The sequence below is a fragment of the Polaribacter cellanae genome, assembly GCF_017569185.1.
GTDB classification, from domain to species: Bacteria; Bacteroidota; Bacteroidia; order Flavobacteriales; family Flavobacteriaceae; genus Polaribacter; species Polaribacter cellanae.
Genome location: NZ_CP071869.1, coordinates 3,164,970 through 3,187,601, shown reverse-complemented (window position 1 = coordinate 3,187,601; position 22,632 = coordinate 3,164,970). Strand labels below are relative to the sequence as shown.

Genomic DNA, 22,632 nt, shown 5'->3' with positions numbered 1-22,632 from the left:
TCTTCCAAAGTACTTAAAGATTAATTGAAATTACCCTTTCTTTAAATCTAATTTCTCTGCAAAATAATCGCTAAAATCTCTCATTGTTGCACCCATTTTAGCATCATCTGTAGCACGTTCGAAGTTATTTGCCATAGAAACTAAGGTTTGATGATAAAACTGCTTCATCTCATCTACAGGCATATCTTTAGTCCATAAATCCATACGCAAAGTATCTTTTTGTTTATGATCCCAAACAGAAATCATAATTGCTTTTGATGGTTCGTTATCTATGCCTCCATCTTTTGCGCTCCAAGACATTTCTTCTGGCACTTTATTTTCGTCTAAACCAATTTTAAAGTTTATTTCTGAATGATGTTTTACTGACATTATTTTCTAGGTTTGTAATTAGATTCTTTAAATAAATCTGTTGTGTTTTTATTTAATAATACCTGCAAAGATACATCATTATGTTTCATATACGAACGTACAATTTGCCAACCAACCCAAACCCCTACTCTTCCAGGAGACAAATTATCTTGTTCCATATAAAATTTAGAAAATGGTGCAACATCAATAAAACGTTTATTCAAATTCGTATCTGTGCTAAATAATAGTTTCTTTTCAATAAAATAAGCCCAAATTTGTTCTTCATTTTGGGTAATCCAATTAAATTTATCTTCTTCGTAACCAATTTTTTCTATATCAGAAACTGAAGGTAAATACATATCTAATAAATACATTTTTTTTCCTTCATGTATCATTTTGCCAACAAAACTTCTGTCTTTAGATGGTATAATTTGTTTTTCGATAATAGCATTGGCAACATCTACTATAATGTGTTCTTTTGTATTATTTTCTTTTATATACTTTGGGTAATCTGCATAAAACTCGTGGTTTTTTCCCAAATATACATCTAAAGAAATTATTAGTAAACTGTCTGCATATATAACTCTACTATCATAATCTATATTAGTTAACATGGTTACCACTTTAGGTGCAGTAAATTTAGGATTGTAAAATTTTACATGTTTAAATAGTAATTTTAATTCTTCTTTTAATGGAGAGAGGTCTTTATATATTTTTTGCGTTTCCGAAAATAGTTCCTGTTCGTCTTTATTAGTAATTTTTGATAAAGAAATACTATCTGTAATTTGCTTAGGAAAAAAATATGGGTATTTTTCCTTCAACTTTTGAAGATCTTTTTTTTCTGAAGTATAAAAATCAACATCAAACCGTTCTAAAGAAAACCGAATATTTACATTAGAAACATCTACTTTATGAATAGCCTCTTTTTTGCAAGAAACGAAACCTAATAAAACCATTAAAATGAATTGATAAAACCTCATAAACTTTGTATATTGCTGATAGAATTATAGAACGTTAAAAGTACTAAAATAGTTTATAAATGAATACTGAAAAAGTTGCAGATTATATTATAAAATGGCTAAGAGATTATGCTACAAATGCGAAAGTAAAAGGTTTTGTTGTGGGAGTTTCTGGTGGAATAGATTCTGCTTTAACTTCTACTCTGTGTGCAAAAACAGGTTTTCCTACTTTATGTGTAGAAATGCCCATTCATCAGGCACAAAGCCAAGTAACGAGAGCAGAAGAACATATTAAACAATTAAAAAATAAATATTCTAATGTTTCTGAAATAAGAGTTAATTTAACATCTACTTTCGAAGATTTTAAAAATGTGGTTCCTACTGCAAAATCTTCTCCAAAAGTAAATTTGTCTTTGGCAAACACTAGAGCAAGATTAAGAATGACTACTCTGTATTATTTTGCAGGATTATACAGTTATTTAGTTGCAGGAACAGGAAATAAGGTAGAAGATTTTGGTGTCGGTTTTTATACAAAATACGGAGATGGAGGTGTAGATTTAAGTCCTATTGCAGATTTAATGAAATCGGAAGTTTACGATTTAGCTGCTTATTTAGAAGTGCCAAATTCTATACAAAAAGCACAACCTACAGATGGTTTGTTTGGAGATAGCAGAACAGACGAAGACCAAATAGGAGCTTCTTACGACGAGCTAGAATGGGCAATGAATATGCAAGATACTGGTAAAACAGAAAATAATTTTACGGGCAGAGAAAAAGAGGTTTTTAAGATTTACGAAAGGCTAAACAGAATCAATCAACATAAAATGGTTCCAATTCCAATTTGCAAAATTCCTGAAAATTTAAAATAAGTATTAAGAACAAAAATGCCTTCAATTATATTGAAGGCATTTTAATTAGGTTTTAAGATTACTACAATAAATTAGCGGCAATCATCATTTTTTTAATTCTCATATAAGCCCTTTTTTTAGAACCTTTAGAGATTTCAAATGGTAAAAAAATAAATAACTGAACGATTTTTAATAATTGCAAAATTCTTTTCATAATAGTTTGGGTTTTTCTTTTTAGCGAGTGCAATATACATAAAAACTATTTATTATGGCAAAATTGTTATAGGGAAAAATACCCGTTTTTACAATTTAATAACATTAAACCACTCTATTTAGCTTTTCAAATAGTCTGATTTTTAAGCCTGTATAGTTTTTTATGATTTCCAAATCTATTGTAGCAGACGAATGTTCAGTGGTATTTTGAGTAGCATTTTTTACCAACTCATCAATTTTTCTTCCGATTAAAATTCTTCTTAAATTAAAAACAGCATCAATTACTAATTTTGGTAAAACCTCCACTTCTTTTTTAACTTCTATATTTTTACTTTCCCAATTACTTAATAAGTATTTCTCTTCATCCATTAAAATTGAAGTAACTGTACTTGCTATTTCTGGATTTTTATGATTTACCAAAGCATCTGTTTCAACCTTTTCTAATTGATTTAATTGATGAATTATTTCTGTATAAATCTCCTGAAAAACAACATTTGTAAATTCTGTTTCATCCTCTTGAAGATGCACATAAATTTCTGCAGAAACATTATTATTATATTTTCTAGGTGTTATTGTAATTCTACCTTCTTCGTCTTCTGTTTCTACTTCTTCGATAAATTCTGCCTCTTCATTTCCATATAAAAGTAAAATTCGAATAATTTCTTTCTCTAAAATAGAAAGCTGATCTACTTTTTCTGTAGTAATATTCCCTTTAACAACACCCATTTGAGCTTGTTCTTGCTCTAAAAAATATTCTGGAGGTGGTTCGTTTGGATCTTGTGATGGAGAATAACTCTGTTTTTTGGCAGCCTTACTTTTATCTTGTAAATCTTTTTTTAGTAACTGTGCCAATTCACTAAACAAAACACGCTCAGAAATATCCATAATCCTAGCACATTCTTGTACATAAACTTCTCTTTGAATGCCATCTGGTATTTTAGAAATACTCGTTACAATATCTCTAATCACCCCTGCTTTTTTTATAGGGTCGTTATCAGAATCTTTTAATAAAAGGGAAACTTTAAAGTTTATAAAATCTTGAGCAGAATTTTCTAGATATGCTTTTAACTCAGTATCTGAATGCGATTTTGCAAAACTATCTGGATCTTCTCCATCAGGAAATTGAACCACTTTTACATTCATTCCTTGTTCTAGAATTAAATCTATTCCACGAATGGAAGCTCTTATACCTGCTGCATCTCCATCAAATAAAACTGTGATATTTTTTGTTAACCTATTTACCAATCTAATTTGATCAGAAGTCAATGCTGTTCCTGAAGAAGCCACCACATTCTCAACTCCAGATTGATTGAAAGAAATAACATCTGTATATCCTTCTACCAAAAAACAATTGTCTTGTTTGGCAATTTCTTTTTTTGCTTGGTAAATTCCGTAAAGAATTTTACTCTTATGATAAATATCGCTTTCTGGTGAATTTAAATATTTTGCTGCTTTTTTATCTGCAGTTAAAATTCTTCCTCCGAAACCTAAAATACGACCAGACATGGAATGTATAGGAAACATTACACGCCCTTTAAAACGATCGAATTGTTTGTTTTCTTTTACAATGGTTAATCCTGTGGAAGCTAAATATTTTAAATTGTAACCTTTTGCCAAAGCTGCATTGGTAAAACCATCCCATTCGTCTAAACAATAACCTAATTCAAACTTTTCTATGGTTTCGTTTGTAAAATCACGTTCTTTAAAATAAGAAAGTCCTACTGCTTTTCCTTTGTTGGTATTCAGCATGGTTTCATGAAAATAATCTTTGGCAAATTTAGAGACCAAAAACATACTTTCTCGCTCATTCATCTGTGCTTTTTCTTCAGATGTTTGCTCGGTTTCCTCTATTTCTATATTGTATTTTTTAGCTAACCATCGTAAAGCTTCTGGATAGGTATAATGTTCGTGTTCCATTAAAAATGAAACAGCATTTCCTCCTTTTCCTGTGGAGAAATCTTTCCAGATTTGTTTTACAGGTGAAACCATAAATGAAGGCGATTTCTCATCTACAAACGGACTTAATCCTTTAAAGTTACTTCCTGCTTTTTTCAATTGTACAAATTCGCCAATTACCTCTTCTACTCTCGCAGATTCGAAAACGCGGTCTATGGTACTTCTTGAAATCATTTGTTATTGTTGTAGTTTAGACCTCACAGGTTTTAAAAACCTGTGAGGTCTGTTGTTCTATTTGGATTAACCCCTAAAGGGTTTTGAACCCTTTAGGGGTTTGTATTTTGTGTTAATTCTAAAGGTTGTTTTTACGAACTTCCTTTTTTAGTTTGCAATATGCGTTAAGGATTGAGCAATTGTTTGAGCTCTTTTTTGTTTTTCACAAAAAAAGCGAGTGCCTTTCGACTGCGCTCAAGATAAACTTTAGCCTAACCTGAAAAGGAATGCCCAAAAAAATTAAGAAGCGGCTCTCAACTTTTTTAACGTTGTATTCGTCAGTTTTGCTTCTGCGTATTCTTTGGTTACGTTAAATTCTTTTTCGTTTGAACTTGGTAACTCGAACATTGCATCTGTAAAAATCGCCTCACATAAAGAACGTAAACCTCTTGCGCCCAACTTATATTCTACGGCTTTTTCTACAATATAATTCAAAGCTTCTTCTTCTATGGTAAAAGCAACATCGTCCATTGTAAATAACTTGGAATATTGTTTAATTATAGAGTTTTTAGGTTCTGTTAAAATCGCTCTTAACGTATTCGCATCTAAAGGATTCATATAACTTAAAACTGGCAAACGCCCAATAATTTCTGGAATTAAACCAAACGCTTTTAAATCGGATGGAATAATATATTGCAACAAGTTTTCTTCGTCTACTTTATCGTCGTCTAAAGAAGCGCTAAAACCGACAGCCTGCATATTTAAACGCTTGCTAATAATTCTTTCGATTCCTGAAAATGCGCCTCCAGCAATAAATAAAATCTCTTTGGTGTTTACTTCTACGAATTTTTGTTCGGGATGTTTTCTACCACCTTTGGGAGCCACATTTACAACAGTTCCTTCTAATAATTTAAGTAATGCTTGTTGTACTCCTTCTCCAGAAACGTCTCTTGTAATGGATGGATTATCTCCTTTTCTGGCGATTTTATCGATTTCATCTATAAAAACAATGCCTCTTTGTGCTTTTTCTACATCGTAATCTGCAGCTTGTAAAAGTCGACTTAAAATGCTTTCTACATCTTCTCCAACATAACCTGCTTGTGTTAAGACAGTTGCATCTACAATTGAAAAAGGAACGTTTAACATTTTTGCAATTGTTTTTGCTACTAATGTTTTTCCTGTTCCTGTTTCACCCACTAAAACGATGTTCGATTTTTCGATTTCTACTTCATCGTCATCATCGTCTTTTGTTTGCAATAATCTTTTATAATGATTGTAAACAGCCACTGCCATAGAACGTTTTGTTTCATCTTGCCCAATAATATATTGATCTAAAAACTCCTTAATTTCTAAAGGTTTTTTTAGTGTTAAATCTTTCGATAAGTTACTTGTTTTCGCTTCAGAAATTTCTTCTTCTACAATTCCATGTGCTTGTTCGATACATTTATCGCAAATATGAGCATCCATCCCTGCAATTAGCAAATCGGTTTCTGCTTTTTTTCGTCCACAAAACGAACATTCTAAATTTTCTTCTTTTGACATTTGTTTTGGTTTGTGGTTTTTAGTTGGTGCTTTTAGGTATAAAATGCGACTAAAAAACATCAACTAAAAACCAAATCCTAAATTACTTCTTTCTTGCTAAAATTTCATCAATCATTCCATATTCTTTAGCTTCACTTGCTTTTAGCCAGTAATCTCTATCTGAATCGTTGTGAACTTTCTCTATTGTTTGTCCTGAATGATGTGCAATAATTGCATACAATTCATCTTTCAATTTTAAAATTTCTCTTGCAGTAATCTCAATATCAGAAGCTTGCCCCTGAGCACCTCCTAAAGGTTGATGAATCATAATTCTTGAATGTGGCAATGCAGAACGTTTTCCTTTTTCTCCTGCACACATTAGAACTGCACCCATAGAAGCTGCCATTCCTGTACAAATTGTGGCAACATCTGGCTTTATAAACTGCATTGTGTCATAAATTCCCAAACCTGCATACACACCTCCTCCTGGAGAATTAATATATATTGAAATGTCTTTATTAGCATCTACACTTTCTAAAAACAACAATTGTGCTTGAATAATATTAGCAACTTGATCGTTAATTCCTGTTCCTAAAAAGATAATTCTATCCATCATTAAACGTGAAAAAACATCCATTTGTGTGATATTCATTTGACGTTCTTCCATAATATATGGCGTTAAACTACTTGTTATTTTTGTATAATTAGTGCTACTAATTCCGTGATGTTTTGTTGCGTATTTTTCGAACTCTTTTCCGTAATCCATCATTGAGGTTTTTTATGTTTTAACTGTAAATATAAAAACTATTTTTTACAATCTTTAATTTAATGTTATGACTTTTCATTTCGAAAAAATTCTGATTAACTTAGAAAAGGAAATTACCGACACAAAAAAATATTAAAATTTAAAAAGCCTTAATAATCAAATGATTATCAAGGCTTTTGCGGTCTGGACGGGACTCGAACCCGCGACCCCCTGCGTGACAGGCAGGTATTCTAACCAGCTGAACTACCAGACCGTTGCTATTAGCGGTGGCAAATATATAACAGATTTTAATATCTACAAACAAAAAGATACTTTTTATTTGAATTTTTTTCTACTAATTAAATATTTCGTGAGAATTTGATTAAATCCTGCGTGGATATCTACAGGAACATAATCAATTTGATATTGTAAACATTTATTTTTCAATTCTTTAAAATAATTCTCTACAATTTCTTTGTATTTTTCTTGAACATTCTCTGCATACACATTTATTTCTTCTCCAGTCTCAACATCCACAAATTTTTTGGGTGCATTATCAAAATTGAAATTTAATTCTGTTTTTGCATCAAAAGTGTGGAACAAAACTACCTCGTGTTTGTTATATTTTAAATGACGTAAGGCTTCAAAAAGTGCTTCGTTGTCTTTTGAAGTTTGAAACATGTCTGTAAAAACAAATATTAAAGAACGTCTGTGAATTTTTTCAGCAATTTCGTGCAAATATTTATAAGTATCTGTAGTTGCATTCGATTCTGAAACTAACAATTGCTCTAATTGATGCAACAACATCTTTCTATGGCGCTCACTTCCTTTTTCTGGCGCGTAATATTCGTAAGAATCTGCATAAATACTTAAACCTACTGCATCTCTTTGTTTTCTGAAAATTTCCATTAATGTTGCTGCTGCAACTGCAGAAAAACCGACTTTATTTAAAGAATCTACCGTTTGTTTTTTTACAATTGGATAATGCATAGAAGCCGAATTGTCTATAATAATATGACAACGTAAGTTTGTCTCTTCTTCGTATTTTTTGGTGTATAATTTCTCTGTTTTTGCAAACAATTTCCAATCTATATGACGTGTACTTTCTCCTTTGTTATATAATTTATGCTCGGAAAATTCTACTGAAAACCCATGAAACGGACTTTTATGCATTCCTGTAATAAAACCTTCTACCACTTGTTTTGCAAGGATGTCTAAATTTTTAATTTCTGAAGATTGTACATTCGATAAATCCATACTTATTTTTTTATTTCTTGCGCTCTCGAAAGATTATCTGTCGTTTGTAATAATTTTTTCTCTAAAATAGGACTGTAATTCGGATTTTCATCTAAAAATTCGTTTAAAATTTCAAACGCTTCTCTTGACGAATAATTTCCTATAGAACTTGCCAACCAACCTTTAGGGAAGAAAATATCGCCTGTTAATTGCACTTCTTCTAATTTATTTAGAATCGATTTTAAATGTTTCGTGGAAGAACCTTGTCTTAATGGATGATGTATGTTGTTCAATGCGCTTTGCACCCAAGATTCTTTTTCTCTGTTTTCTTTTTGTAAAAGCGATTTCATAAATACATCTCTTACACTTGTATCATTAGAAAGTGATGGCAGTAACCATTTAAATCGATCCAAACGATCTGGATTCGAAATTCGGGTTTGTTGTTCATCTAATATTTCATTGGCTTTTGGATGCTTGAAAATTACCAATTGCATTGCTAAAGATGTGTAATCGTTTTCATTTAAAAAGAGATTTTTAACCTTCTTCTTTTTAGTCCAAATTTTATATAAATTACTTGCTCCAACTTCTGAAAAAGCGATGGATTTATACAATCCAAAAAGTGTTTTTTTAATATTTTTGGGCAGCTTACTTTCCAACATATTAAAAATTGTTGTTTCCGTTTTTCCTTGAATGTCTTTTTGCTCTTCATCATTTAAAAATGTCCAAAATATATGCTGAATTCTACCTGATAAATAGCCCGTAATTAATTCGTTTCCTTCTTTTTGAATTGCTTCCAAGCACACGTTATAAGTTTCTAATGGTGTTATTTTTCCATTTAACATATTTTCGTACAAATTAATGAATTGATACCCTCTTGAAACCTCATCTTTAATATCTTTATATGTATTTACCTCTTTTTTATAAATAGGAAAAACGCCATACCCAAAACCATTTGTATTGTATAAAACTTGCCCTGGTTTAAAATCTTCAGTGGCCGAAGTAATATCGAAAGATTTTCCCATATTTTTTACTTTTATAATTTTCTCATAACCTCTTTCATCAATCAATTTGATATGAAAAGACTGCGTCCAAATTTTATCTGAACCATCTTCTGCTTTTTGATGAATAACAAATTTGGTTACATTTCCTTTTTCATTCAGCTCAATTTCTTCATAAAAAACAGGTCTTCCAGCGGAATTTACCCAAACATCACTCCAATTTTTTATATCTCCAGTAGATTTTTTATCTAATATTGAAACTAGTTCGTTCCAATCTGCATTTGAGTTCTGGTATGTTTTTATGTATTCTTGAATTCCTTGTTGAAAAGCTTCTTCTCCCAATAAAAATTCCAACTGACGCATCATAATTGGTGCTTTATTGTAAATGATTCTTCCATATAAAGAACCTGCATTTTTTAGATTTCCTAAATATTGACGAATCGCATTTGTGCCTTTTGTTCTGTCTTCTGAATACGCACTTGGGTAGTGAGACATCATAAAACTTAATTTGTGATTTACTTCTGGAAAAACAGGATTCATGATTTTATCTGCCATAAAATTAGCAAAAACCTCTTTCATCCAAACATCGTTAAACCATTTCATAGTAACCAAATCGCCAAACCACATGTGTGAAGTTTCGTGTGCAATTAATTTCGCTCTTCTTAACTTGTTATTCTGAGTTGCGTTTTTATCTAAAAACAAAGAAGAAGCTCTATATTGAATTGCTCCAACATGTTCCATTCCTCCATATTGAAAAGGTGGAATTGCAGCGAAATCCATTTTTTGAAACGGAAATTTTACTTGTGTATAATCCTCTAAAAAATCCAACGAATTTTGATGAATTTTAAAAACTTCATCCACACTTTCATTAATTTTTTCTTGGTTATTTTCTCTGTATAAAAAACGCATATCAAAAGCGCCAGGGTTTTTACTTTTTTCTGTAAACTTACCAGCGACAAAAGAGAACAAATAGGTACTCATTAAATCGGTTTTGGCAAATGTATGTTCTGTAAAACCATCAATTTCTAAACTACTTTCTTCAAAAGCACCACACAACACTTTCCAGTCTTTTGGAGCTGTTATTCGTAATTTATAGTTGGCTTTTATATCTGGCTGATCGAAACAAGGAAACAACGTACTTGCTCTATCAGGAACTAATAATGTGTATAAAAATTCTTCATTTCTATTTAAAGAAACTTCTCCTGCATTAAAAAATATTTCGATTGAATTTTTTCCAGAATTCAATAATTTTTTATCAATAATTAAATGCTCTTTTTCATGCTTTATTTCTGAATTTTTGCCATTAACTTTCAACGATTTTAAATGTAATTTTGCTTCGTTAAAATCTAAAATTAAATCATTTTCAAGATTATTTAAAGACAATTCTAATAATAATTTAGAAGAAATTGGACTTGTTTTTTCTTTGGGAATTTTAAAATCTAAATGATAAGTAACATCCGAAATTTGTTGTTTTCTTAATTTTGCTAATTTTAAAGAAATTCCTTTTTCGAGAAAAGTTGTTTTATTGTTGGATTTATTGCAGGAAATAAGGATAAGGACACAGAATAGGTATAATAGATTCTTCATTAAATTGATTTTATTAGTTAAAAACATCTCGATACAATTCCGATGAAAAATCGGAATCACTCGATGTGACATTGCATATTGTTTGTTCGAGTGAATTTTTGAGGAACGAGAAAATTTGTATTGTAACCCCACCAAAAAAAGAGAGGGTTGGTTCAACTTGCAATTCTTAAAATTAGTTTTGCTAATTTTAAAAATTAAGTTTCACTAAAATAAAAAAAGGTTTGGCATTCGCCAAACCTTTTTAATATTATAAAATGTTAATTGCTACTATAAAGCAGCATCAATTTTTCCTGTATATGTATTTTTTGGAGCAACACCTACTTGCTTATCTACAACCTCTCCGTTTTTAAAGATTAAAACAGTTGGTATGTTTCTTACTCCGTATTTTGCTGCAAATTCTTGGTTTGCGTCTACATCTACTTTTCCAACTACAGCTTTTCCTTCGTATTCTGTATGAATTTCGTCTACAATTGGCCCAACCATTCTACAGGGTCCACACCAAGCTGCCCAGAAATCTACCAACACTGGCTTGTCTGATTTTAATACCACTTCTTCGAAATTCGCGTCTGTTATTTCTAATGCCATTTTTTATATTTTTTAATTGTTAATTCAAATAATTCTAACAAATTTAAACAAAAAATTTGCTTTTAAATATTTCGATTATATAATTTACTTATACTTATATGATAAAAACTTATTTTACATCCTTTTATCCACATTTTTGTGTCGTCTGTACTTTTTTTTGTTACAAAAAGTTAAGTTTTACTAATTTTATGGTAATATAAACTCCTAAAATTTTATTACTTATGAAAACATTAAAATTTATTGGCATTATAATGCTAATCTCCTTTTTGGCAATCTCTTGTTCTAGCGAAGATTATACAAATGAAAGCTCCACATATCTTGAAAACAGTTTAAAGGCCTCTAAAGTTTTAGCAAAATCTAAAATATCTCCTAGTAGTAGCACTACTACAGAACCTATTGTTTTAGGTTATTTTCCTTCTTGGTCAGAAAGTTGGGCTTCCTCTAATCAAGGTTCTAAATTAAGAGACATACCAGAACATGTAACACATGTATTTTTAGCTTTTGCGAAACCAAATTTAACATACACTAAAGGTTCTCTAGATATTACTGGAACAGGTATACAGACTCCTTATGGAGGTGCTACATTAAAAGAATCTGTAGCTATTTTAAAATCTAAAGGAATTAAAGTAATTTTATCTATAGGTGGAGAAACTTACTGGGGCACTAGTAATGCCTACAATATTAATTATCAACAAATAAAAGATTTGGTAGACGATTTAGGTTTTGAAGGCATTGATTGGGATTTTGAACCCAATGGAAGTTTTGCAAATATAGGAACCGCTGAAAATGTACAACACTTTATAGATTTCTTTAATAACTCGAGAGCCATAATGCCTAAAGGCGAATACCTATTAACTTGTGCTCCATCTGGTGTTGGTGCTCTTGGTGGCTTAAATAACGATGATCCGAACTCTACTTACGCTTATAGCAATAGAAACCAATTAACAGGTGAAACAGATACTAATTTATACAATGCTACAACACCTAATAATGGTATTAGCTTATTTGGTTTTGGGGCTACAGGACATATGATTCCTGTGATAAAAGCTGTTGGTAATAAAATTGACTTTATAGCATACCAAGGTTACAATGTTGGTGCTGCTACTAACAGAAAAATAATGTATGATTCTTATAGATACTATGCAGACCAATATGGTTTTGATATTGTTGCAGGTACACATTTTCCTAATGAACCTTGGGGACCTTACTACACGTTTTCTTATGATAAAATAGCAGATTTATCTGAACACATTAAATCAAAAAGCACTGTAGATGGTATTATGATATGGCAATTATTATTAAAAAATTCTTCTTCTTCTTCTTATGGGTATTTGTATGTTGCAAGTCAAGTTCTTAATGGCACTTCAACCTCTACAGCTATTGCTAATGCAGAAAACTATCCATTATCTCCATATACAGGAACAGGAGGAAGTGACTCTGGAAGCAACAATGGAACTGGCTGTGAAAATGCGCCTGAATGGGATAGTAAAACAGAATACAATGCTGGACAGCAGGTTAAATACAATAATATTCTTTACGAAGCAAAATGGTGGTCTAAAAATGATGTGCCTTCAAAAAACACAGGTAGTGGAAAACACTGGAAAATTATTACTAATTGTAATGGAAGTGGAAACGATGGTAATACCAATATAGCACCAACAACAAACATTACAAGCCCTAATTCCAATAGTAATTTCACCGAAAATGACAACATAATAATAACGGCAAGTGCTTCTGATAGTGATGGAACAATTACTCTTGTTGAATTTTATCAAGGAAATGTGAAAATAGGACAAGACACTAGCGCTCCTTATAACCTTACATGGACAAATGTTTCTTCTGGAAATTACACTTTAACAGTAGTCGCTACAGACAATAATGGTAGTTCTACAACGTCTTTACCAATAGCAATAAACGTAACTTCTCCTACAAATGGTGGAGGAAATGGAGGAAACACAGATTGTGACAATGTTTCAACTTGGCAAGCGTATCCAACAATTTACAATACTGGAGATGTAGTTAAATACCAAGGAGTACTTTATAAGGCACAAACTGGCCCAATATGGGTAACACCAGGAAGTGGAGAACACTGGTGGAAAACAATTGGTACTTGTAACTAATTTTTTGCTTAAAATAATAAAAAGGTATTTAAAGTAGTACAACTCTTTAAATACCTTTTTAATTTAAAAGAGTATTTTACAGAAAAAACCCTCTTTATATCATTTTTTTTAAATAGAAATATAGCATCGTTAAGGTGCTATCTAACATTAAAATATACACAAAAAAGAAATATAAAATGTAATATTTTAATGCTAATTTGATATTAAAATATTTCCGAAGCAATTGCATGAATATTATCGCTTTTACCCATGGAATAATAATGTAAAACAGGAACTCCTGCAGCTAATAATTCTTTAGATTGCTGAACCGCCCACTCAATACCCACTTGGCGAACGTCTTTATTTGTCTTACAATTTTCGACAGACGAAATTAAATTTTCTGGTAAATCGATTTTAAAAACCTGAGGCAACAATTGCAAATGACGCTTTACTGCAATAGGCTTAATTCCTGGAATAATTGGCACATGGATACCCTCTTTCTTAGCAGCTTCTACAAATGCAAAATATTTTTTATTATCGAAAAACATCTGTGTTACCACATAATCTGCGCCAGCATCTACTTTTTCTTTCAATCGTTTTAGATCGGTTTGTAAAGAAGGTGCCTCCAAATGTTTTTCTGGATATCCTGCAACTCCAATACAAAAATCTGCACAATTATTTGCCTCAATAACGTCGTGTAAATATTTTCCACAATTTAAATTTTGAATTTGTTTTACCAAATCTGTTGCATAATGGTTTCCACCCTTATTGGGCGTAAAATATTTTTGATGACTCATTGCATCTCCTCTCAAAGCCATTACATTGTCGATTCCTAAATAATGGCAATCTACCAACACATACTCTGTTTCTTCTTTTGTAAAACCTCCACACAACACATGTGGCACAGTATCTACATTGTATTTATGTTTAATTGCAGCACAAATTCCCACAGTTCCAGGACGCATTCTGGTTATTTTTCGGTCTAGTAAACCATTGCCTTTATCGATATAAATATACTCTTCTCTGGAAGTTGTAACATCTATAAAAGGTGGATTAAATTCCATTAAAGGATCTATATTATTGTATAAATCTTGAATGTTATTTCCCTTTTTTGGCGGAATAATTTCAAATGAAAATAATGTTTTTCCGTCTGCTTTTTTAATGTGTTCTGTAATCTTCATTATGCTGAATTTGTTTCAGTATTTTATTTATTTGGACGTTACCACAAGGGTCGCGCTTTACACTATATCTTTTTGCTGAAAAAGCAAAAAGGATGTCGTTTCAATCGCTAACGCAAAACTCACTCTTGCGAAAAGCCAATCAAACCCCTAGAGAGTTTTAAACCCTTTAGGGGTTATCCTCGAATTTATTTCATCCATATTTTTCCACAAAAAATAACACAAGAGTATCTCTTCCCTTTAGGAAGATTAAGATGGGATTTTATTCCTCTGCCAAAGTTGGGTGCAACCATTTTCTTGCTTTCTCTTTTGTAATTCCTTTTCTTGTGGAATAGTCTGTTACTTGATCGTCTGTAATTTTTCCTAAACCAAAATATTTTGCTTCTTTATTCGCAAAATAATAGCCTGAAACTGCTGCAGCAGGCCACATTGCCAAACTTTCTGTTAATGTAACTCCAATGTTTTCTTCAACATTTAATAAATTCCAAATAGTCTCTTTTTCTAGATGATCTGGGCAAGCTGGATACCCAGGTGCTGGTCGAATTCCTTTGTAATTTTCTTTAATTAAATCGTCGTTTGTTAAGGTTTCATCCGATGAATATCCCCAATGTTTTACTCGAATTTGTTTGTGTAAATATTCTGCCATAGCTTCTGCAAACCTGTCTGCAATTGCTTGCGCCATAATTGCGTTATAATCGTCTTCTTTTGCTCTGTAACTTTCTGCCAATTCTTGTGCTCCAAAAATACCAACACAAAATGCACCTATATAATCGGTTTTATTCGTTTCTTTTGGGGCAATAAAATCTGCTAAAGCGTGGTTTGGAATTCCTTCTCTTTTTTTTAATTGCTGACGTAAGGTTCTAAAAATTATTTTATCCTTTTGAGATTTCTCGATTCCGCTGGAAATGACATTTTTACTCCTTTTTGGTTTTAATGAAACTTCAATATCATCATCATTTATAGAGTTTGCTTCAAACAAACCAAAAACTGCTTTTGGTTTTAACGATTGTTTTGCTATAATTTCTTTCATCATTTTTTGGGCGTCTCCAAAAAGTTCGGTTGCTTGTTCTCCAACAACTTCGTCTTTTAAAATTGTTGGATATTTCCCATGTAAATCCCAACTTCTAAAAAACGGACTCCAATCTATAAAAGGCAACAATTCTTTTAAACTTAATTGTTTTAAAACTTGAATGCCTAATTCGTTCGGTTTTTTAATTTCCGAAGTTTCCCAATCTATTTTGTACTTTCTTCTTCTTGCTTCAATAATAGAAATATAAGATTTTTCTTTCCCTCGTTTTAGAAACTTGGTTCTAAATTCGTCGTAATCTTTCTTTAATTTTGCAGTGTATAAATGGCTCGATCTCTTATTCAATAAATCGCCAACAACGGTTACTGCTCTGCTGGCATCATTTACATGAACTACTGCATTTTTGTATTGTGTGTCTATTTTTACAGCAGTATGTGCTTTGGATGTTGTTGCACCACCAATTAATAAAGGCAACTCAAAATTTTGACGCTGCATTTCTTTTGCCAAATACACCATTTCATCTAAAGAAGGGGTAATTAAGCCTGACAAACCTATTGCATCTACTCGCTCATCAATGGCTGTTTGTATGATTTTTTCTGGTGGAACCATAACACCTAGATCTACTATTTCGTAGTTGTTACATGCCAAAACAACACTTACAATATTTTTTCCAATATCGTGTACATCTCCTTTTACTGTTGCCATTAGAATTTTTCCAACGGGTTCGGATTTATCTGACTTTTCTGCTTCTATAAAAGGGTTTAAATAAGCCACCGCTTTTTTCATTACACGTGCAGATTTTACTACTTGTGGCAAAAACATTTTTCCTGCTCCAAATAAATCTCCAACCACATTCATACCAATCATTAAATGGCCTTCAATAACTTCTATTGGTTTTGTGGCTTCTATTCTTGCTTGTTCGATATCTTCGAGAATAAAAGCGTCTATTCCTTTTACTAAAGCATGGGTAATTCTATCTTGTAACGGATTTTCTCTCCAAGATAAATCTACTGTTTTTTCTTTTTTTGAGCCTTTTACGGTTTCAGCAAAATCTAATAAACGTTCTGTTGCATCTTCTCTTCTATCTAAAATTACGTCTTCTACGTGTTCTAATAAGTCCTTTGAAATATCATCATAAACCTCTAACAAAGCAGGGTTTACAATTCCTATATTCATACCTGCTTGAATCGCATAATATAAAAAAACAGAATGCATTGCTTCACGAACGCCATTATTTCCTCTAAATGAAAACGACACATTACTTACACCTCCACTTACAGAAACGTTTGGTAAATTTTGTCTTACCCACCTTGTTGCTTCAATAAAATCGATGGCATTTCTTCTATGCTCATTCATTCCTGTTGCTACAGGAAAGATGTTTAAATCGAAAATTATATCTTCTGATGGAAAACCAACTTTATTTACCAAAATATCATAAGAACGTTTGGCAATTTCTATTCTTCTATCGTAATTATCTGCTTGCCCAATTTCATCAAAAGCCATTACAATTACTGCAGCTCCATAGCGTTTTATTTGTTTTGCTTCCCAAATAAATTTTTCCTCTCCTTCTTTTAAGGAAATAGAATTTACCACGCATTTTCCTTGTACCGCTTGTAAACCTGCTTCAATAATTTCCCATTTGGAGCTATCTATCATAATTGGGACTTTACAAATATCTGGTTCTGCAGCAATTAAGTTTAAAAAGCGAACCATGGCTTGTTTCCCATCAATTAATCCGTCATCGAAATTAATATCGATAATTTGTGCACCTCCATCTACTTGATGTCTTGCAATGTCTAAGGCTTCGTCGTATTTTTCTTCTTTTATTAAGCGAAGAAATTTACGAGACCCTGCAACATTTGTACGTTCTCCTACATTTATAAAATTGCTTTTTTCGTTTAAAACCAAAGGTTCTAAACCAGACAATTTCATAAAACGTGATTGTTTAACTTTCATCTTCTTTCTTACTTTTGGAGAGGCTTTTCAACTGCGTTTAAAGTGTTAACTTTTCTCGGTTTATATTTCTTTGCAATCTTCGCAATCTCACGAATATGTTCTGGACTCGTACCACAACAACCACCAATAATATTTATTAAATTTTTCTTTAAATATTCTTCTATTTGCTCTCCCATTTCTTCTGGAGATTCGTCATATTCTCCAAAGGCATTTGGTAAACCTGCATTTGGATGTGCAGAAATCGCAAAATCTGTTTTATTTGCAATTGCTTCTAAATGTGGTTGTAATAAATTGGCGCCTAAAGCACAATTAAATCCGATTGATAATAATGGAATATGGGAAACAGAAATTAAAAAAGCTTCTGCTGTTTGCCCAGATAAAGTTCTTCCTGATGCATCTGTAATTGTTCCACTTAACATTACAGGGATTTCTATATTTCTTTCTTCTTTTACTTGCTCAATTGCAAATAATGCTGCTTTTGCATTTAAAGTATCGAAAACGGTTTCTACCAATAATAAATCTGTTCCACCATCGATTAACGCTTCTGTTTGTTGTTTGTAAGCAATTCTTAATTCATCGAAAGTTACAGCTCTATAACCAGGATCGTTTACATCTGGAGACATGCTTGCTGTTCTATTTGTTGGTCCAATGGAACCTGCTACAAAACGTGGTTTGTGAGGTTCTTTTGCTGTAAACTCATCTGCAACTTCTTTGGCTATTTTTGCAGACTGGTAGTTTAATTCATACACCAAATCCTCCATTTGGTAATCTGCCATTGCAATGGTTGTTCCAGAAAAAGTATTGGTTTCTATAATGTCTGCTCCCGCTTCAAAATACTTTGCATGAATTGTTTTTATGGCTTCTGGTTGTGTTATAGACAACAAATCGTTATTTCCTTGTAATGGAATTGGATACTCTTTAAAGCGCTCGGCTCTAAAATCTTCTTCAGTAAATTTATAAGCTTGAAGCATTGTACCCATTGCTCCATCTAATATTAAAATTCGTTCTTGTAATGCTTTGTAAATGTTTGACATTTTTTGATGTTTTTATCAATATATGTCATCAGGAAAGGTGTTTTTTTCGCTGTTATCTTTCAAGCCTAAAGCTTGTAGAATGTAGCACCTTCTTTTAAAAAGATGCTGAAATAAATTCAGCATTTGCTTTGCAAAGGGTTGCCAAGGCTTCAATGGGTCTAATCCCTCTGCCTTTCGTGATAACGTAAATCGATAAGTTTATGAACTATTCTGCAAATAAACGGATTATTTTTTTATTTGCAGAATTATTGTTGCTAAATTTAACAAAGGATCGTCTTTTATTATTTCGCTTGTTTGTAAATTATTCTTTTTCAAAAAGTGAAGATGATAAATAACGGTCTCCTCTATCGCAAATAATTGCAACAACGACTCCTTTGTCTAATTTTTCGGCAACTTTAATTGCTGTTGCTACAGAACCTCCACTGCTCATTCCTGCAAAAATACCTTCTTGAGTTGCTAATCTTCTTGTCATTTCTGTAGCTTCTTCTACATTTACTTCTATCACTTTATCTACTTTTGAAGCATTAAAAATTGCTGGTAAGTATTCTTCTTTCCACTTTCTAATGCCCGGGATTTTAGCTCCATCTTTAGGTTGAGCTCCAATAATTGTAATGTTTTTATTTTGCTCTTTCAAATAATCTGAAACGCCCATAATGGTTCCTGTAGTTCCCATTGCCGAAACAAAATGTGTAACTTTACCTTCTGTATCTCTCCAAATTTCTGGCCCTGTCGTTTTGTAATGTGCTTTGGAATTGTCTGTATTATCAAATTGATTCAATCTAAAATAACCTTTTTTATACTTTAATTTTAAAGCATAATCAATTGAGCCTTCCATACCATCTTCTTGTGGAGTTAAGTGTACTTTTGCTCCATAAGCACGCATCGTTTTTACTCTTTCGATTGTGGAGTTTTCTGGCATTACCAACACCATATTTACACCTAAAACTTTTGCCATTAATGCCAACGCAATTCCTGTATTTCCACTGGTTGCTTCTACTAAAGTATCTCCTTTTTTAATATTTTTTCTTCTTAAAGCTTCAGAAATCATATTATAAGCAGCTCTATCTTTTACGCTTCCTCCAGGATTATTGCCTTCTAATTTTAGCAATAAAGTAACGCCGTCTTTTTTGAAAATTTGTTGTGCTTCCACCAAAGGTGTGTTTCCAACAAAATCTATAATACTTTTAGTTTTCATCTTAATTTCTTTGAAAAATTTTATTTTCTGCTTGTACAGTTACTACCGAATTTTCGGAAACCATTTCTGTAATACACACATTTGCTCCAATTATTGAATTTTCTCCAATAACAACATCTCCACCCAAAATAGTAGCATTTGCGTAAATAATTACATTATTTTCTATGGTTGGATGGCGTTTTGTAGATGCCAAACTTTTTTTTACTTGAATTCCGCCTAAAGTAACTCCCTGAAAAATTGTTACATTATTTTTAATGATGGTGGTTTCTCCAATTACAATTCCGGTTGCGTGATCTATAAAAAACGAATCGCCAATTTCTGCTCCTGGATGAATGTCTGTTCCTGTTGTGCTGTGTGCAAACTCACTCATCATTCTTGGTAAAACAGGAATTTCTTGTTTTAATAATTGATTGCTTAATCTATACACTGCAATTGCATAAAAACCAGGATATGCTAAATAGACTTCTCGTAAACTTTTTGCTGCAGGATCTAATTTTAAAGCTGCAAAAGCATCTAAATCTAATTTTCTTCTTATTTCTGGAAATGAATTTTCGAAAGCAATCCAAGAACAATCTTCATTATTAATAGCTAATCTTTCTAAAATTTTGAAGAATTTATTTTTAGTGTCCGCACTTTTTTCCTGCTGATAATTTTTATCAAACAGGCAATTTATCAATTCTTTGGTAAAAACTTCCACAGCATCTCTTAAACACATGCTATAATTTTCTACGGAAACGTTTTGTGCTACTTCTTTCATTTTTTAATTTAGGATTCTGGCGCCAATTCTACTTCTAAACCATTAATTTCTGGTGTAATTTGAATCTGACAACCCAATCTACTATTATCTTCTACATAAAATGCTTCTGCTAACATAGCGTCCTCATCATCAGACATTTCTGGTAATTCGTGGTTTGATTTTACATAACATTGGCACGAAGCACACATTGCCATTCCTCCACAAATACCAATGGTTCCTTCTTCTGCCAATTCGTACGAACGAACAACTTCCATTAGATTCATTGCCATATCTGTTGGTGCAACTATATCGTGTGTTACGCCATTTCTGTCTGTTATTTTAAGATTTACATCTAAACTCATTATATCTCTTTTATCAAACCCAAAAATAAGGATTTTGATTGATTAGACCTCACAGGTTTTAAAAACCTGTGAGGTCTTTTACTAATTATAATTTAATTGTTAAATATATTCGTTTGTCTATTTTCTGAAAAGTTTTTAAAAGATACCTACAAGGTTTTTAAAACCTTGCCGGAAAATTATTGAATCGCTTTAACTACTGCTTTTGGTGCTTCTTTTCTTGTTCCATCGAAACCATCTACTCCACCTACTGTTGTATATTTCATTACATATTTTTTATCTGGAAAAATTCTTTGAAACGCACTTTGACACATTAAAGTTGCTTCGTGAAATCCACATAAAATTAATTTTAATTTTCCTGGATACGTATTTACATCTCCAATGGCATACACTCCTGGAATATTTGTTTGATAATCTAAAGCGTTATTTACTTTGATTGCATTTTTCTCGATTTCTAATCCCCAATTTCCTATGGGACCTAATTTTGGCGACAATCCAAAAAGCGGAATAAAATGATCTGTATCTATAATAAAACCATCTTCGCCTTTTTTCTCTACCACAACTCCTGTTACTTTATCGGTTCCTAAAATTCCTTTTACTTCTGCAGGCGTTATTAAATTTATTTTTCCTAAATTTTTTAATTCTTGTACTTTTTCAACAGAATCTAAAGCGCCTCTAAATTCATTTCTTCTGTGAATTAAGGTAACTTCTGATGCAATATCGGACAAGAAAATTGCCCAATCTAAAGCAGAGTCTCCACCTCCAGAGATTACTACTTTTTTATCTCTATAAAGTTCTGGTTCTTTAATGATATATTCTACTCCTTTGTCTTCGAAATTGATAATGTTTTCAATTAATGGTTTTCTTGGTTCAAAAGACCCTAAACCACCTGCAATTGCAACGATTTTTGCATGGTGTTCTGTGCCTTTATTGGTGGTTACAATAAATGTACCATCTTCTTGTTTATCAATTGTTTCTGCTCTTTCACCCAAAGTAAAACCAGGCTCAAATTGTTTTATTTGCTCCATAAGATTTTTTGTTAAATCTCCTGCTAAAATTTCTGGATAGGCAGGAATATCGTAAATTGGTTTCTTTGGATAAATTTCTGAACATTGTCCTCCAGGTTGTGGTAAAGCATCTATTAAATGGCATTTTAGTTTTAATAATCCTGCTTCAAAAACGGTAAATAATCCTGTGGGTCCTGCTCCAATAATTAGTATGTCTGTTGTAATCATCTTTTTAAAAATTTGCTTTTAGCTACTTGCTTTTAGCCGTTTACTAATTGCAAAAAGCTAAAGGCTAATAACCACTTTATTTTTCTACCAAACTCTTTGTAAATTCGTTTAGTTTTTCTACTTTTTCTTCAAAGTTTCCTTTGATGGTTTTTCTGTATTCGTTTAAATTTTTGACTAAATCGTCTATGTTTTCTGGAATTACATCTTCAAAAAACTGACGTAATCTTTTCGCGGTTGTTGGTGATTTTCCGTTTGTAGAAATCGCAATTTTTACATTTCCTTTGGTTACAATTCCACCCATATAAAAATCGCAATATGGAGGGTTATCTGCAACATTTACCAAAATATTTCTTTCTTTACAATCTTTGTAAACTTTAATATTTACAGCTTCTTTATCGGTAGTTGCAATGACGATACTTTTGTTTGATAAATAGGTTTTATTGTATTTATCAACAATCATTTTTATTTCGAATTTATTTGCTAATTCTTGGGTTTCTTCTCTAAAAAATGGAGAAACCATGATTACTTTGGAATTCGGACTCGATTTCAACAAAAAAGATAATTTCTCTAATGCCACAAAACCTCCACCAACAATTAAGGTTTCTAATTGATTCGTTTTTAAAAAAATGGGATATAATTCGTTTTGTTCCATTATATTATTGTG

The 22,632-nt window shown here is 31.8% G+C and carries 18 protein-coding genes, 1 tRNA gene and 1 riboswitch; of the genes, 2 read left to right on the top strand and 17 right to left on the bottom strand.

What is annotated here, in order from left to right:
- Positions 1–30 precede the first annotated feature (30 nt).
- On the bottom strand, positions 31–369 hold the full coding sequence (gene gldC, locus J3359_RS14285; protein ID WP_208077565.1) for a gliding motility protein GldC: 339 nt from the start codon (positions 367–369) through the stop codon (positions 31–33).
- Positions 369–1,328 carry a gliding motility lipoprotein GldB gene (gene gldB / locus J3359_RS14280; RefSeq protein WP_208077563.1) on the bottom strand — a complete coding sequence of 320 codons (960 nt, stop codon included), beginning with the start codon at positions 1,326–1,328 and terminating at the stop codon, positions 369–371. Before gldB ends, gldC begins: the two co-directional genes overlap by 1 nt.
- A 59-nt stretch (positions 1,329–1,387) precedes the next feature.
- Here gldB and nadE point away from each other — a divergent pair, with 59 nt between their 5' ends.
- Positions 1,388–2,176: an NAD(+) synthase gene (nadE, locus tag J3359_RS14275; protein WP_208077561.1), complete on the top strand. Its 789-nt coding sequence runs from the start codon at positions 1,388–1,390 to the stop codon at positions 2,174–2,176.
- A gap of 297 nt (positions 2,177–2,473) precedes the next feature.
- Here the strand turns inward: nadE and dnaG are convergent, their stop codons facing one another.
- From dnaG to trxA, 7 genes are all read right to left on the bottom strand, one after another.
- Positions 2,474–4,498: a DNA primase gene (dnaG, locus tag J3359_RS14270; protein ID WP_208077559.1), complete on the bottom strand. Its 2,025-nt coding sequence runs from the start codon at positions 4,496–4,498 to the stop codon at positions 2,474–2,476.
- Between the two features lie 279 nt (positions 4,499–4,777).
- On the bottom strand, positions 4,778–6,019 hold the full coding sequence (clpX, locus tag J3359_RS14265) for an ATP-dependent Clp protease ATP-binding subunit ClpX (protein WP_208077557.1): 1,242 nt from the start codon (positions 6,017–6,019) through the stop codon (positions 4,778–4,780).
- An 82-nt stretch (positions 6,020–6,101) separates the two neighbouring features.
- Positions 6,102–6,764 carry an ATP-dependent Clp endopeptidase proteolytic subunit ClpP gene (gene clpP, locus J3359_RS14260; RefSeq protein WP_208080491.1) on the bottom strand — a complete coding sequence of 221 codons (663 nt, stop codon included), beginning with the start codon at positions 6,762–6,764 and terminating at the stop codon, positions 6,102–6,104.
- A 179-nt stretch (positions 6,765–6,943) separates the two neighbouring features.
- Positions 6,944–7,017 (bottom strand) — tRNA-Asp (locus J3359_RS14255).
- A 62-nt stretch (positions 7,018–7,079) separates the two neighbouring features.
- The gene (locus J3359_RS14250) at positions 7,080–8,000 is read right to left on the bottom strand and encodes a DUF58 domain-containing protein (RefSeq protein ID WP_208077555.1); all 921 of its coding nucleotides are present in this window, start codon (positions 7,998–8,000) and stop codon (positions 7,080–7,082) included.
- A gap of 2 nt (positions 8,001–8,002) precedes the next feature.
- A complete protein-coding gene (locus J3359_RS14245) occupies positions 8,003–10,564 on the bottom strand; it encodes a M1 family metallopeptidase (RefSeq protein ID WP_208077553.1) in 2,562 nt (853 codons plus the stop codon).
- A 267-nt stretch (positions 10,565–10,831) separates the two neighbouring features.
- A complete protein-coding gene (gene trxA, locus J3359_RS14240) occupies positions 10,832–11,149 on the bottom strand; it encodes a thioredoxin (RefSeq protein ID WP_208077551.1) in 318 nt (105 codons plus the stop codon).
- Between the two features lie 221 nt (positions 11,150–11,370).
- Here trxA and J3359_RS14235 point away from each other — a divergent pair, with 221 nt between their 5' ends.
- Positions 11,371–13,269: an Ig-like domain-containing protein gene (locus J3359_RS14235; protein WP_208077549.1), complete on the top strand. Its 1,899-nt coding sequence runs from the start codon at positions 11,371–11,373 to the stop codon at positions 13,267–13,269.
- A 203-nt stretch (positions 13,270–13,472) separates the two neighbouring features.
- On the opposite strand, the gene metF is transcribed toward J3359_RS14235, so the two are convergent.
- The 8 genes from metF to J3359_RS14195 form a co-directional block, all read right to left on the bottom strand.
- The gene (gene metF / locus J3359_RS14230; RefSeq protein WP_208077547.1) at positions 13,473–14,429 is read right to left on the bottom strand and encodes a methylenetetrahydrofolate reductase [NAD(P)H]; all 957 of its coding nucleotides are present in this window, start codon (positions 14,427–14,429) and stop codon (positions 13,473–13,475) included.
- A 259-nt stretch (positions 14,430–14,688) separates the two neighbouring features.
- Positions 14,689–17,409, bottom strand: coding sequence for a methionine synthase (gene metH, locus J3359_RS14225; protein ID WP_208077545.1), 2,721 nt, complete (start codon positions 17,407–17,409; stop codon positions 14,689–14,691).
- A gap of 8 nt (positions 17,410–17,417) precedes the next feature.
- On the bottom strand, positions 17,418–18,443 hold the full coding sequence (locus J3359_RS14220; RefSeq protein WP_208077543.1) for a homocysteine S-methyltransferase family protein: 1,026 nt from the start codon (positions 18,441–18,443) through the stop codon (positions 17,418–17,420).
- A gap of 49 nt (positions 18,444–18,492) precedes the next feature.
- Positions 18,493–18,629, bottom strand: a riboswitch (SAM riboswitch).
- 115 nt (positions 18,630–18,744) lie between these two features.
- Complete coding sequence (gene cysM, locus J3359_RS14215) at positions 18,745–19,638, bottom strand: cysteine synthase CysM (RefSeq protein WP_208077542.1); 894 nt, start codon at positions 19,636–19,638, stop codon at positions 18,745–18,747.
- Between the two features lies 1 nt (position 19,639).
- Positions 19,640–20,395, bottom strand: a complete 756-nt coding sequence (epsC, locus tag J3359_RS14210) for a serine O-acetyltransferase EpsC (protein ID WP_208077540.1) — start codon at positions 20,393–20,395, stop codon at positions 19,640–19,642.
- A gap of 8 nt (positions 20,396–20,403) precedes the next feature.
- A complete protein-coding gene (locus J3359_RS14205) occupies positions 20,404–20,736 on the bottom strand; it encodes a 2Fe-2S iron-sulfur cluster-binding protein (protein ID WP_208077538.1) in 333 nt (110 codons plus the stop codon).
- 176 nt (positions 20,737–20,912) lie between these two features.
- Positions 20,913–21,968, bottom strand: coding sequence for an NAD(P)/FAD-dependent oxidoreductase (locus J3359_RS14200; protein ID WP_208077536.1), 1,056 nt, complete (start codon positions 21,966–21,968; stop codon positions 20,913–20,915).
- A 76-nt stretch (positions 21,969–22,044) separates the two neighbouring features.
- Positions 22,045–22,620 carry a precorrin-2 dehydrogenase/sirohydrochlorin ferrochelatase family protein gene (locus J3359_RS14195; RefSeq protein ID WP_208077535.1) on the bottom strand — a complete coding sequence of 192 codons (576 nt, stop codon included), beginning with the start codon at positions 22,618–22,620 and terminating at the stop codon, positions 22,045–22,047.
- Positions 22,621–22,632 lie beyond the last annotated feature (12 nt).